This window comes from Pseudomonas turukhanskensis, from assembly GCF_027922365.1.
Classification (GTDB): Bacteria; Pseudomonadota; Gammaproteobacteria; order Pseudomonadales; family Pseudomonadaceae; genus Aquipseudomonas; species Aquipseudomonas turukhanskensis.
Genome location: NZ_BSFN01000027.1, coordinates 1 through 11,943 on the forward strand (window position 1 = coordinate 1; position 11,943 = coordinate 11,943).

12 protein-coding genes are annotated in these 11,943 nt (G+C 62.6%); 5 read left to right on the forward strand and 7 right to left on the reverse strand.

Annotated features, from left to right (window positions below; all coding sequences use genetic code 11):
- Nucleotides 1–160: 160 nt before the first annotated feature.
- From PKE98_RS24600 to PKE98_RS24615, 4 genes are all read right to left on the reverse strand, one after another.
- Complete coding sequence (locus PKE98_RS24600; protein ID WP_271198080.1) at nucleotides 161–472, reverse strand: DUF5629 family protein; 312 nt, start codon at nucleotides 470–472, stop codon at nucleotides 161–163.
- A gap of 65 nt (nucleotides 473–537) precedes the next feature.
- Nucleotides 538–1,179 carry an oxidoreductase gene (locus tag PKE98_RS24605; protein ID WP_271198081.1) on the reverse strand — a complete coding sequence of 214 codons (642 nt, stop codon included), beginning with the start codon at nucleotides 1,177–1,179 and terminating at the stop codon, nucleotides 538–540.
- 36 nt (nucleotides 1,180–1,215) lie between these two features.
- Nucleotides 1,216–2,937 carry a C13 family peptidase gene (locus PKE98_RS24610; protein ID WP_271198083.1) on the reverse strand — a complete coding sequence of 574 codons (1,722 nt, stop codon included), beginning with the start codon at nucleotides 2,935–2,937 and terminating at the stop codon, nucleotides 1,216–1,218.
- Nucleotides 2,938–3,098: 161 nt separating this feature from the next.
- The gene (locus tag PKE98_RS24615) at nucleotides 3,099–3,554 is read right to left on the reverse strand and encodes a MaoC family dehydratase (RefSeq protein WP_271198084.1); all 456 of its coding nucleotides are present in this window, start codon (nucleotides 3,552–3,554) and stop codon (nucleotides 3,099–3,101) included.
- A gap of 223 nt (nucleotides 3,555–3,777) precedes the next feature.
- On the opposite strand from PKE98_RS24615, the gene PKE98_RS24620 reads away from it, so the two are divergent.
- The 3 genes from PKE98_RS24620 to PKE98_RS24630 are packed head-to-tail and all read left to right on the forward strand — an operon-like array spanning nucleotide 3,778 to nucleotide 5,495.
- Complete coding sequence (locus PKE98_RS24620; protein ID WP_271198085.1) at nucleotides 3,778–4,146, forward strand: CidA/LrgA family protein; 369 nt, start codon at nucleotides 3,778–3,780, stop codon at nucleotides 4,144–4,146.
- The gene (locus PKE98_RS24625) at nucleotides 4,139–4,852 is read left to right on the forward strand and encodes an LrgB family protein (RefSeq protein ID WP_271198086.1); all 714 of its coding nucleotides are present in this window, start codon (nucleotides 4,139–4,141) and stop codon (nucleotides 4,850–4,852) included. The genes PKE98_RS24620 and PKE98_RS24625 overlap by 8 nt, the downstream gene beginning before the upstream one ends.
- A gap of 55 nt (nucleotides 4,853–4,907) precedes the next feature.
- Complete coding sequence (locus tag PKE98_RS24630) at nucleotides 4,908–5,495, forward strand: LON peptidase substrate-binding domain-containing protein (RefSeq protein WP_271198088.1); 588 nt, start codon at nucleotides 4,908–4,910, stop codon at nucleotides 5,493–5,495.
- A gap of 668 nt (nucleotides 5,496–6,163) precedes the next feature.
- On the opposite strand, the gene PKE98_RS24635 is transcribed toward PKE98_RS24630, so the two are convergent.
- Both PKE98_RS24635 and PKE98_RS24640 read right to left on the reverse strand, forming a co-directional pair.
- A complete protein-coding gene (locus tag PKE98_RS24635) occupies nucleotides 6,164–7,480 on the reverse strand; it encodes a bifunctional DedA family/phosphatase PAP2 family protein (RefSeq protein ID WP_271198089.1) in 1,317 nt (438 codons plus the stop codon).
- Nucleotides 7,477–8,199: a DNA-3-methyladenine glycosylase gene (locus PKE98_RS24640; protein ID WP_271198090.1), complete on the reverse strand. Its 723-nt coding sequence runs from the start codon at nucleotides 8,197–8,199 to the stop codon at nucleotides 7,477–7,479. Before PKE98_RS24640 ends, PKE98_RS24635 begins: the two co-directional genes overlap by 4 nt.
- A 63-nt stretch (nucleotides 8,200–8,262) precedes the next feature.
- On the opposite strand from PKE98_RS24640, the gene PKE98_RS24645 reads away from it, so the two are divergent.
- Nucleotides 8,263–9,102, forward strand: coding sequence for a class I SAM-dependent methyltransferase (locus PKE98_RS24645; protein WP_271198091.1), 840 nt, complete (start codon nucleotides 8,263–8,265; stop codon nucleotides 9,100–9,102).
- Here PKE98_RS24645 and PKE98_RS24650 read toward each other — a convergent pair.
- The gene (locus tag PKE98_RS24650) at nucleotides 9,094–10,386 is read right to left on the reverse strand and encodes an alpha/beta fold hydrolase (RefSeq protein WP_271198092.1); all 1,293 of its coding nucleotides are present in this window, start codon (nucleotides 10,384–10,386) and stop codon (nucleotides 9,094–9,096) included. The two genes, PKE98_RS24645 and PKE98_RS24650, sit on opposite strands and share 9 nt — an antisense overlap.
- A 288-nt stretch (nucleotides 10,387–10,674) precedes the next feature.
- Here PKE98_RS24650 and PKE98_RS24655 point away from each other — a divergent pair, with 288 nt between their 5' ends.
- Complete coding sequence (locus tag PKE98_RS24655; RefSeq protein WP_271198093.1) at nucleotides 10,675–11,940, forward strand: glutamate-5-semialdehyde dehydrogenase; 1,266 nt, start codon at nucleotides 10,675–10,677, stop codon at nucleotides 11,938–11,940.
- The last annotated feature ends 3 nt before the right edge of the window (nucleotides 11,941–11,943 follow it).

An 11,943-nucleotide genomic window follows, 5' to 3' on the forward strand; every position in this document is an offset into this window, starting at 1 on the left:
ATGGCCTAAGGGTGTGCCCGGCTTTCAAACCCTCCCCCGATGATCAGTCGGAGACTATCTCCTCTTTCGAGGAGGAGTCGAGATACAAGGGTGTGCTCTGCGCACCGAGCGATCCGGCTGATATCGCAACGGTGCGCGGAGCACACCCTACTGAATAGGTTTATAGGGCGTTGTCATCTTCCGGGGTGTCGTCATCGGCGTCCGCGTTATCGGCATTGATCCCGGCCAGCGCTTTCAACTCATGGCTGCCTTTGTCGTCGCTGATGGCCCAGCTGTCGGTCGCGACGTTGTGCTGGGCCGCTGCAATCTGTTCCAGGCTGAACTGCCATTTGCGCAATTCGCGGCCGTCCATGCATTCGATACGCAGCGCCGGGCCCACATGGGCCGGGTCGCTGTGCAGTTCGAATTGCCAGGCATACAAGCCGTTGATTTCCAGCATGTCGGCGGTTTGCAGGACGGTCAGCAGGGTCATGGATTCTCTCGGGTAATAACGAAACAAGCGGCCATAGTGGCCGCTTGTTTATTGATAGACAACGGTTAGCGGCCCAGACGCCGCAGTTCGTCCGACTCGACAATACGCACGCCTTCACCTTCCTCCAGCGCCAGGCGCCACAGTGCGCGCGCCAGGGTGCAGGCGGGAATGCCGCGGTACTTGCCCGGCACCCAGCGCATGATCGGCGCCAGCAGGCGTTCGCCGAAGCGCGGTTCTAGGCGGTCGCCAATCAGCAACGATGGGCGGGCGATGGTGAGTTGCGGCCAGTTCTGCGCGATCAATGCCTGTTCCACTTCACCCTTGACCCGGTTGTAGAACACCGAGGATTTGGGGTTGGCGCCCATGGCGCTGATCAGCAGGAAATGCCGCGCACCCAAGTCCCGCGCGCGTTGGCTGACGGCCAGCACCATGTCGTAGTCCACGGCGCGAAAGGCTTCCTGGGAGCCGGCCTGCTTGATGGTGGTGCCCAGGCAGCAGAAGGCGATGTCCTGTTTGCCGCCCAGCATGGGCAGCAGCGTCAGCAAGTCGCCTTGCGGGTTATCCAGGTGGGTGTGTTCGGCCAGGGCCCGGCGCGTGGGTGCCAGCACACGCTGCACCGTCGGTTCGCTGAGCAAGCGGTCGAGCAGGTGTTCACCGGTCAGGCCGGTGGCGCCGGTCAGCAGGATATTTTGCGGGGTCAAATACATGGCTGTAGTCCCTCCTGGAGTCACAACAACCTGAGTTTAGTTGCTGCTGGCTGCTTTGTTGCCAGCACTTGCCGTCAACGCCCGCTTGGCCTGGCTCTCACGAAACGTGCGCCACTGCGTGAGCACGCCCTTGGGCGCCCATATCTGCGGTTCGGATGGCTCGAAGTCATCTTCCTGCTCGCGTTTGGCCACGCTGGCCTTGGCTTGCTCGAAGGCGCGTTCGAGATCGTCCGTGGTGCTCAATGCTTCAGCGAACAGGGCGCGACCGAAGTAGGTGAAGTCCGCCTCATCGGAGCAGCCGAACGAGGTGCGGTCGCTACGGGCCGCGGTCATCACCAACGTCTTGTCATCCTTGAGCTGCGGGATAAACCCGCCGGAGAAGCACGCCGATACCACTACCACTTTGTAGTGACTCTTTAGTGGCAAAAGCAGTTCCGCCAATTCGCTGGCTGGCATATTGGCAAGCTCGAGGCCCGGCTGCACCAGGCTTAATTGATGGTCGCGCGAGCCGTGGCTGGTGAGGTAGACGAACACCATGTCTTCGGGGCCAGCGCGTTCGGCCAGCACCTTCGCCGCGCGGCGCAGGTTTTCGCGGGTGGCCAGCGGGCGATCGAGCATATGGTCGCGGTGGTTCACCAGGGTGATCTGGCCGTGGGCGCCGAAGCGTTCGCGCAGCAGGGTGGTGACGTAATCGGCCTCGCGCAGGAATACGCTTTGTTCACCGTCGCCGGCCAGGGTCAGGGTGTAGAGCTCCACCGCCGGCGTGGAGGCGGGAACGGCGGCCAGAGCCTGGTCGAGCAGTTTGCCTTGTTCCAGCAGGCCAACTTCCAGAGGGTCGGGCAGGGCGTTGCCCTGGGCGTCACGCACTAGCGCGCCCTTTTTCCACGTGCCGGTTTTTACACTGCCGTCGGCGGCGGTCAGCGTACCGATGCCGTCGTATTCGCCGTGGGCAAAGTGACCTTGGTAGTGGCTGCCGTCGGCGAGCTTCAGCAGCCCTTCGCCGTGGTAGCGCCAGTAGCGGAAGTCGCCTTCGTAGTGGCTGCCGTCGGCACGGTCGAGCTGCCCTTTGCCGGTGAGGCTGCCTTTACTGAACTGGCCCAGCCAGGTGTCGCCATCTGCCGTCTGGTAACGGCCTTTGCCGTCGAAGTTGGAGTTTTTGTAGGTGCCGACGTAACTGTCGCCATCGTTGCTTTTATAGGTGCCTTCGCCGTCCAGTTTGCCCTTTTTGAATGTGCCGCTGAGCTGGTTGCCATTCTCGTCGGTGGTGGTACCAAAGCCCTGTGGCTCGCCCTTGCTGAAACTGCCTTCAAAACTGCTGCCATCGGCGCGCTGCAATTTGCCGATGCCGTGGTAGAGGTCGGCCTTGAATTCGCCCTGGTAGGTATCACCGCCTTTGATCTGCAGCTTGCCGACGCCGTCTTTGAGCCCCGCCTTGAAGCCGCCCTCATAGCGGCTGCCTTCGCTGTAGGTCAGTGTGCCCTGGCCGCCGAAGTCGCCGGCGGCAAAGCTGCCGACGTAGTGTGTGCCGTCGGCGTGGTGCAACTCGCCCTGGCCTTCCATCTGCCCATCTTTGAACGAGCCCTCGTACCAACTGCCATTGGGGTAATCGATGCGACCTTTGCCTTGCAGCAGACCGTCGACCACCTCGCCGCGGAAGCGGCCACCGTCTGGAAGCACGGCGTTGGGCGGGGTGATGGGTTCGCCCTTGCCGCAGGCGGCGAGCAGAAGGGCCAGGGCGAGGAGAGAGAGGCGGCGCATGGGAACGTCCATGTTGAATGTGGCTTTGGGCGGAGTATGCCTTTACGCCAAAGGCTTCGCGAGCAAGCTCGCTCCTACAAAAGCGTGCAACCCGTAGCTGCGAGCTTGCTCGCGAAAATACAAAGGGCGCCGAAGCGCCCTTTGTATACCCAAGCAACTGATCAGACGAAGTACAGGCTCAGCGATTCAGCGATATACGCCGGCTTGGCCTGGCCTTCGATTTCCAGGGTGACCTTGGCCTTGAGCAGCCACTGCCCCGGGTTTTTCTCGGTGACATCCATCACGCTGGCGGATACGCGAACGCGGGAGTTGACCTTCACCGGCTGAATAAAACGCAGGCTGTCGAGGCCGTAGTTCACCGCCATTTTCAGGCCTTCGGGCGCCAGCGCGATCTGTTCCATCAGCACTGGAATCAGCGACAGCGACAGAAAGCCGTGGGCGATGGTGGTGCCGAATGGCGTCTTGGCGGCTTTTTCCGGGTCGACGTGGATGAACTGGTGGTCGCCGGTGCATTCGGCGAACTGGTTGATGCGGTTCTGGTCGATGGTCAGCCACTCGGAGTGGCCAAGTTCTTTGCCGATGTAGGATTTCAGGTCAGCGACGGGTACCAATGGCATATGTCCTCCTTGAGGAGACGGGTTTTGTTTTTGTTGAAACGTCCATTGACGCTAGATCATCACGCACGGTTTGGTCGGTCAACCCTGCATCGCTAGCGCGAATAACACGGCATACAGCGAGCGCACCGGTCTGGTTGGGGCGTTTTGCTTAGCATGCTTATAATGGCCACCGCTGTTTTTGCCTGGGTGCCTATCGCGCGCCCGGTCCGGATTGGAGAACTCCATGCTGTTACGTGGCCTGACCTGGTTGGTGGTTTTCCAACTGCTTGGCACGGTGTTGAACGTGCTGTTCCTGCATATGCTGCCGGGGCCGATCATTGGCCTGGTACTGCTCCTGGTTTACCTGATCTGGCAGGGCGAAGTGGCTGAGTCGATCTCTGTGGCTTCCAGCAGCCTGCTGCGTTACCTGCCCCTGCTGCTGGTGCCGGCCGCCGTCGGCGTGATGGTGTATGCCAAGGCCATTGCTGCAGATTTCTGGGCGGTGGGCGGCTCTCTGGTGTTGTCGGTGCTGCTCTCGATGCTGTTCGCCGGCTGGCTCATGCAGAAGCTGATCGACCGCCAACAGCGCAAGCGGGGTGAGGCCGATGTTTGATGTTGCCGGCGCCTGGCAGGCGCTGATCCACCATCCGCTGTTTGGTGTGGGCGTCACCCTCGGTGCCTATCAGTTGGCCCTGGCCGCCTACGAGAAAACCCGCTGGTTTTTCCTGCAACCGGTGCTGGTATCGATGCTGGCGGTAATCGGTGTGCTGGTGGCTTGCGGCCTCAGCTATGAGGAATACAAGGTGAGCGCCCAAGCCCTGACCATCTTCCTGGGCCCTGCCACCGTGGCCTTGGCGGTGCCGCTGTTTCTCAACCTCAAACGCATTCGCCAACTGTTCTGGCCGACCTTGCTGACGCTGCTGGTCGGCGGGGTGGTGGCAACCGGCATGGGCGTGCTGCTGGCCTGGTGGTTCGGTGCCGACCATATGATGCTGATGAGCATGGCGCCCAAATCGGTGACCTCGCCGATTGCCATGCTGGTTGCCGATCAGATTGGCGGCATTGCCGCGTTGGCGGCGGTGTTCGTGCTGATCACCGGGGTGATCGGCGCCATCCTTGGCCCCGAGTTGCTACGACGCATTGGCGTACGTCACCCGGCAGCGCAAGGACTGGCAATGGGCATGACCGCCCATGCGGTCGGCACCTCAAGGGCGTTGCAGGAAGGTGAGGAATGCGGCGCCTTTGCCGCGTTGGCCATGAGCCTGATGGGCGTGGGCACCGCCGTTGCGTTGCCGCTGGTGGTGGCACTTTTCAGCTGATCATCCACGCTTGAGCGTTGTCACAGCTTGGTAGCTGACCCAGGAGCAAAAAAAGATGGTGCCGTTGTTTCCCCTCAATGTGGTGTTGTTTCCCGGCAGCGTGCTCGACCTGCAGATTTTCGAGGCCCGCTATCTGGACATGATCAGCGCCTGCATGAAGCGCGACGAAGGCTTTGGCGTGGTGTGCATTCTCGACGGCGCGGAAGTCGGTGAGGCGGCGGGCGACTTTGCCCCAATCGGTTGTGAGGCGGTGATTCGCGATTGGAAACAGCAAGCCAATGGATTGCTCGGCATTCGCGTGGAAGGCACCCGGCGGTTTCAGGTGCAGCGCTCGGAGGTGCAGCGCGACCAACTGACCACGGCCGAGATTGCCTGGTGCGATGAGCCGGCGGATTTACCGCTGCTGCCGGAGCATGCCGATTTGGCGGCGCTGTTGCAGGCGCTGGCGCAGCACCCGATGGTGTCCGAGCTGGGCATGGGGGATGAGGCGGTCAGCCAGCAGAGCCTGGGCTATCAGCTGGCTTATCTGTTGCCGTTTGATACTGAGCAGAAGCTGAAGCTGTTGGCGGTGGATGATCCGTTGGAGCGGTTGGATCTGATTCAGGCGATGCTTGATGACTTGCAGGGTGAGATGACTGCTTAACGGGTTCTGTCGTTCTTTTCACCGCGTGTGCGGGGAGATTTTGTTTCGCGCCTTACGTGCAAGTTTCTTTTTCCAGTCAGGTTTTTCACTGCATGAAAACTCCCCCTCGCTAAAGGGGCGGGTAGATCAAATCAAAAGCCCCTCACCCCAACCCTCTCCCGCACGCGGGAGAGGGGGCCGCTTTTCGCAGAAGCCAGGGGGCGGCCATCCGATTGCTGGCGAACCCTGGGAAAGGTGATTCGCGGCCTGCGTTTGCAGGATTCGCCAGCAAGCTGGCTCCTACGGGATCGAGACCAAACGTCACCCCTCGCCCGCGCGTGCGGGGCTGTTGATCTGGCTTTTGATCTACCGCTTGTGATCTACCCGCCCCTTTAGCGCCAGGCCGAGTGGAGTCGTTGCGTAAGGGGTCGTAGCGGCCGGGAGCCGCGCAGAGGGATGAGGGCCATGGATGGCCCTTCAGCCCGGCCCCTGGAGCGACGACGCAGCGAGGGAACCCGAAGCGCAGCGTAGGGCCCAGGTAGGGGCAAGCCCTTTTGGTTTCTTTTATGGCGACTGATAAAAGAAACTCGCGCGTAAGGCGCGAAACAAAACGCCCAGCACACGCGGTAAAGAAGAAAATCACCGCCCGCCAGGAAACCGAAAAAGGTGCGCGGACCAGCCAAAAAACCTCAATACCGATACCGCTCCAACGCCTGCGGCAACGCCCAACTCGCATAAAACCCCAACACCGCCACACACGCCGGCACAATCAACCACCACACCCTCGGCGACATTGCCGGCAACGGCTCGCGCCATTGCGAAACTGTCAGGCTGATCGCGCACGCCGTGGCCGCCAGCAGTGCGCCGGCAATGATATCGGTCGGCCAATGCACGCCCAGGTACACCCGCGACAAGGCAATCGACAACGCCGGAATCACCGCCAGCAACAGCCAGGTCAGCCTCATCCGCACCGGCTGCCCACGTGCCGCCAGTACTGCCAACGTCAGGAAAAACGCGAACGCCGCCGAGCTATGGCCGCTGGGCATGCTGAAGCTGTGCAGCGGTTCCAGCAGGATTTCCGGCCGGGCACGACCAAACAGCAGCTTGAGAAAATGATTGGCGATAGCGCAGCCCAGCAGCGTGCCGGTGGCAAAGAAAAAGGCGCGGTATTGGCGCGCTACCAGCAGCATCAGGCACAGCATGACGCCGACCGTGACCTGGGTACGGAAGTCGCCCAGGCGCGTGATGATGGTGACGACACCGTCCATGGCCGGTTGCCGCTGTTCTTGCACCAGCGCCATCAGGCCCTGGTCCAGCTGCGCCAATAGTGGGTAGCCGATCAGCAAGGCAATCAGCAGCACCGCGCCAAGCCCGGCCATGATCGCCGTGGCCCAGCGTTGCTGGCGCCAGCTGGCTTGCAGGCTCACGCCAATGAGTACCGCCAGGCCTGCGGCCACCACGGCGGCCTGGCCCCAGAAGCCTTCTGGCAACGGCAGGCGCATGGCCGCGCCGGTGGCCCAGCCGGGCAGCAGATACGCCACCGACCAGCCGGCTGCGGCAATCACGCTGACGATGATAAAGCGCGGCAGCGGCATGTCGAGCATGCCCGCCACCATCGGCAGCATGGGCCGCAGCGGGCCGATGTAGCGACCCACCAGTAGGCTGATGACGCCGTAGCGCTGAAAATAGTTTTCCGCACCGGCCAACCACTCCGGGTGGCTGCGCAGGCCCGGAAGGCGGCGGATGTTCTGGTGAAAGCGCCGGCCAAGGCCGTAAGAAAGTGCATCGCCGAGCAGGCCGCCGGTGTAGCCCAGCAGTAGAGTTTCACCGAGGGTCAGCGCACCGCTGCCGGCCAATACGGCGATGGCGAACAGCAGCACGGTGCCCGGCACGATGATGCCGGCAATGGCCAGGCATTCGACGCAGGCCACGACAAAAATGGCGATGCCCAGCCATTGGGGGTTGGCGCTGAGCCAGCCGGTAAGTTGGTTGAGCCACTCGGTCATGGGGCAAGGTCCTGTTGCAGACGCATAAGGTAGAAGTCCTGATTTTCCAGTTGCCCGCGTCGCAGCGGATTGCGCGTGCAGTGGCGGGCGTAAGCAGCATCGACAAAGCGGTAGAGCAAATGTTCATCCCGGCCCGGTGGAATACCTAAACGGGTGGTTTGAATTACCTGCTCGGGGGTGTAGCCAACGTCCTCGACAAACAGCCGCTCGGGGTCGAAGCGCTGGGCATCCCAGGCCGGCACTTTAAGGCCGAGGGCGCGGCAGAGCAGGGTCTGACCGTTACAGAGTTTTTCCAGGGGGCGGGGTTGGCCGAGGCTATCGGGGTTGTTGGTGCGCAGTTGCGCGAGGCTTTGCGGGCCGCTGTGGGCGTCGGTGTACGGGAACGCCGATTTGATCAGCACCGCATTGCCCGGCCCGTGGGCGCTGAAGTTCAGCGAGTCGCCGCCACGGGCGTAGTACATATAAATGTGCCCGCCATCGAGAAACAGCGCCCGGCGTTTCTCGGTGTAGCCCAGGGAGGCATGGCTGCCTTTTTCGGCGAAGTAATAGGCCTCGGTTTCGATGATGCGTGCGGCCAGCCACAGGCCGTCGACCTTGTGGCGGATGACTTTGCCCAGCAGTGCCTGGGCCAGCACTTGGGCGTCGCGGTCGAAGAAACTGTCCGGCAGTGCACGACCTTCAGGCCAGTCAGACAAACTAAGGGTGGGTTCACTCGGCATGGGCTGTTATCGCAACGGGGCAGGGCTTAGGCTCGGGCGATCATAACAATAAGAGCTTTGGCCATGTCCGACCGCAGCCGTGCCGACAGTGCCCATATCAGCCCCAGCGCCCATTACACCGGGTACGTCTGGTACCGCCACCACCTCAGTGATGCCGCCTTTGCTACCCCCTTTGGGCGTTGGGTGCATGGCCTGCTCACGCCCATTGCCTGGGGCGCGCGCGTGGGCTTCGGGCTGGATATCGAACACCTGCTGTTGCAACGCCATCTGCTGCTGGATGCGCGGCTGACGGCAGCCATCGAAGAGCGCGGTGTGCGTCAGGTGGTGGAGATTGCCTGCGGGCTGTCGCCTCGGGGCCGGCGCTTTTGCCAGCGCTATCCCGAGCTGCGTTACCTGGAGGCCGACCTGCCGGGCATGGCGGTGCGCAAGCGGCTGCTGCTGCACAGCGAGGGTTGGCTTAACGGCCGCCATCAAGTGCGGTCGGTGGATATTCTCGCCGAGCAGAGTCTGGAGGCTCTGTTCGCCGGGCTGGACCGCACCGAGCCGGTGCTGGTGATCACCGAGGGGCTGGTGAACTACTTTGAGCGGCCGGTGATTGAAGGTTTCTGGACCGTGTTGGCGGCGCAGTTGAAAGCGTTTCCACAGGCGACGTACCTGACCGATCTGTACCCGGACCTCAAAGAGCACCCCCGCTACCGGCAGTTGCGCTGGGGTGTGGATATCGTCGGACGGCTGACGCGGGGCAATTACCCGCTGCATTACCGTAATGCTGGCGAAATTGTTGAGGCGTTTGCGCGGTGTGGGTTTGCGCGAACACAGGTGTTGGACCCTGCGCTGCATAGTCAGGGCTTACCGCCAATTACGCAGGCGACCTTGGTGCGGGTGATTGAGGCCTCAACCTGAATGTAGGGCGAATATCCGCTCTGCGGATATTCGCCTTGCGGTCTCGAGGCGATCGCCACGGCGGATATCGCCTGCGGCGATATTCGCCCTACAGCGTTGCGCCAACGCCGCGCTCCCGGCCGCATCGGTATGCGCAAACACCCACGCCAGCTCCGAGCTGCTATTGCGCAGCGGCAAAATCGCCAACGCCGGCATATCCATCATCTGCAATTGCCAGCCACGCTGCGGCACCTGGCTCGGCAAGTCGCCATGCAGTAGGCCCCCAAAAAAGCCCAACTCGCTAACGTCCACGGTCAGTTCGCCAACCTCGGCGTGCTGCAACCGCGCTCGACTGTGCAGCGGTGCATGGCGTGGCTCGTGGCGTTTTTCCAGTTGCAACCACTGGCTGCGTGGCAGGTGCGTACTGCCGGGGCTGATCAATGGAAGCGGTTCGCTGCGTAGAAATGGGGTGTACAGGCTGGCACAGGCAGTGCGTTGTTCGAAGTTCGCCAGGTGGTCGGCGTTGTGGATAAGGGCGCATTCGGCCGCCGCACAGGAACTGGCGAACAGGGTGTGTTCCCAGGGCTGGGTGAAGTGGTCGTATTCGCCAGCCAGCACCAGGGTCGGGCAGCTGGGGTGCTGGCGGAAGCCTTCGAAGTCGAGCAGGCGCTGGCTGTTTTGCCGGTAGCGCTCGATTTCGCTGGGCGACAGCCGCTGCAATTGGCGCAGCAGGGCCTTGCGAAAAATCGGAGCCACGCCGGTTTCCTGGGCGCGGGTAGGGTTGAGCAGCCCCGTGACTGCGCCGTGGGCAAATTCGGCGGCGCGACCTTCGGCGAGCAGCGCCAGGCTTTCTTCCAGCAACACCCGCGCGCCACGCCGGCCAAAGGCGGTGATACCGGCCAGCAGTAGGCGAGAACAATGCTGTGGGTGGCGCGCCGCGAACAGCGCGGCCAGCGCCGAGCCGTAGGAGAGGCCGATGGGCATCAGCGGCGGCAGGTTCAGCTCCTGGGCAAACGCAGCGATCAGGTCCGCCAGCGCGGGCAGGTTCAGCTCGGGGGCCAGTTGCAGGTTGCTGCCCTGGCTCGGCAAGTCGAGCAGGATTACCGGGTGATCGGCCAGCAGTTCTTCGACTTCGCTGGCGAACGAGCGAAAGCATTGGAACGCACCGCCGAGAAATAGCACGGGGTGACGCGCGTCTTCGGCGCGGGTGGAGTAGGCCTGGTAGTGCAGGTGCCACTCGCCCAGTTGCAGGTGTTGGCTGGTGTCGCCGAGCAGGGCCGAACTGTAGTCGGTGTGATAGCGCATGGCCGCTTCTCCTTGTTGTTGTGGGCGCCCGTCCTTGGGGTGGGCGGTTGGCTATGCCTGCAAGGTAGACATCTGCGGCCTGTTTGTTTACCTAACCTTCGGGCGGGCAATGGCTGGCCTGAGCGGGCAAGTGTCACCGTCTCCCGGCAAGCCCCGGCCGCTGCGCTTGCGAGTGTTACCGGGGCAGGAGTTGTAACGCCCTGTTTACCACCCGCCAGACGCCGCTGGGCGTGGGCCCGTCGCGCCGCTATAATCAGCCGCTTTCCCCACTGCCAGACCACCGAGACCATGACTGAGTCCGTGCTCGACTATATGACCCGCCTGGGTCGCACTGCCCGCGAAGCCTCCCGTGTGGTGGCCCGCGCCAGTACCGCGCAGAAGAACCGTGCCCTGCACGCGGCCGCCGCCGCCCTCGACGCTGCGCGCGCCGAGCTGGTTGCCGCCAATGAACAAGACCTCGCCAATGGCCGCGCCAATGGCCTGGAGCCGGCCCTGCTGGACCGCCTGGCCCTGACCCCCGCGCGCGTCGACGAAATGATCGAGGGCTTGCGTCAGGTGGCCACCCTGCCGGACCCAATCGGTGAAATCCGCGACATGCGTTACCTGCCCTCGGGCATTCAGGTCGGCAAGATGCGCGTGCCGCTGGGTGTGATCGGCATCATTTACGAGTCGCGTCCTAACGTGACCATCGACGCCGCCAGCCTGTGCCTCAAGTCCGGCAACGCCACCATCCTGCGCGGCGGCTCGGAAGCAATTAATTCCAACCGCGCCATCGCTGCCTGCATTCAGCAAGGTTTGGCCGAGGCCGGTTTGCCTGCGGCTGCCGTGCAAGTGGTGGAAACCACCGACCGCGCCGCCGTCGGCGCGCTGATCACCATGCCCGAGTACGTGGATGTGATTGTGCCGCGGGGTGGCAAAAGCCTGATTGAGCGCATCAGTCGCGATGCCAAAGTGCCGGTGATCAAACACCTGGACGGCATCTGCCACGTGTACATCGACGTGGCGGCCGACATCGACAAAGCCATCCGCATTGCCGACAACGCCAAAACCCAGCGCTACTCGCCGTGCAACACCATGGAAACCTTGCTGGTGCACGCCGGTATTGCCGAGCGCGTATTGCCGCCGCTGGCTGCCATTTACCGCGACAAGAGCGTTGAGCTGCGCGGCTGCGAACGCACCCGTGCGCTGCTGGGCAACGATGTGCTGCAAGCCACCGAAGAAGACTGGCGCACCGAGTACCTTGCGCCGATTCTGTCGATCCGAATCGTCGACAGCCTCGACGAGGCCATCGAGCACATCACCAAATACAGCTCGCAGCACACCGACTCCATCGTCACTGAAAACTTCACCAGTGGCCGTCGCTTTATCACCGAGGTGGATTCGGCCTCGGTGATGATCAACGCCTCGACGCGCTTTGCCGATGGTTTCGAATATGGCCTGGGCGCGGAAATCGGTATTTCCACCGACAAACTGCACGCCCGTGGCCCGGTTGGCCTGGAAGGGCTGACCAGTGAGAAGTATGTGGTGTTCGGCGACGGTCATATCCGTACTTGAGCA

Coding starts and splice junctions, on each gene's coding strand:
- PKE98_RS24600 (WP_271198080.1), bottom strand. CDS start 472: ATGACCCTGCTGACCGTCCTGCAAACCGCCGACATGCTGGAAATCAAC.
- PKE98_RS24605 (WP_271198081.1), bottom strand. CDS start 1,179: ATGTATTTGACCCCGCAAAATATCCTGCTGACCGGCGCCACCGGCCTG.
- PKE98_RS24610 (WP_271198083.1), bottom strand. CDS start 2,937: ATGCGCCGCCTCTCTCTCCTCGCCCTGGCCCTTCTGCTCGCCGCCTGC.
- PKE98_RS24615 (WP_271198084.1), bottom strand. CDS start 3,554: ATGCCATTGGTACCCGTCGCTGACCTGAAATCCTACATCGGCAAAGAA.
- PKE98_RS24620 (WP_271198085.1), top strand. CDS start 3,778: ATGCTGTTACGTGGCCTGACCTGGTTGGTGGTTTTCCAACTGCTTGGC.
- PKE98_RS24625 (WP_271198086.1), top strand. CDS start 4,139: ATGTTTGATGTTGCCGGCGCCTGGCAGGCGCTGATCCACCATCCGCTG.
- PKE98_RS24630 (WP_271198088.1), top strand. CDS start 4,908: ATGGTGCCGTTGTTTCCCCTCAATGTGGTGTTGTTTCCCGGCAGCGTG.
- PKE98_RS24635 (WP_271198089.1), bottom strand. CDS start 7,480: ATGACCGAGTGGCTCAACCAACTTACCGGCTGGCTCAGCGCCAACCCC.
- PKE98_RS24640 (WP_271198090.1), bottom strand. CDS start 8,199: ATGCCGAGTGAACCCACCCTTAGTTTGTCTGACTGGCCTGAAGGTCGT.
- PKE98_RS24645 (WP_271198091.1), top strand. CDS start 8,263: ATGTCCGACCGCAGCCGTGCCGACAGTGCCCATATCAGCCCCAGCGCC.
- PKE98_RS24650 (WP_271198092.1), bottom strand. CDS start 10,386: ATGCGCTATCACACCGACTACAGTTCGGCCCTGCTCGGCGACACCAGC.
- PKE98_RS24655 (WP_271198093.1), top strand. CDS start 10,675: ATGACTGAGTCCGTGCTCGACTATATGACCCGCCTGGGTCGCACTGCC.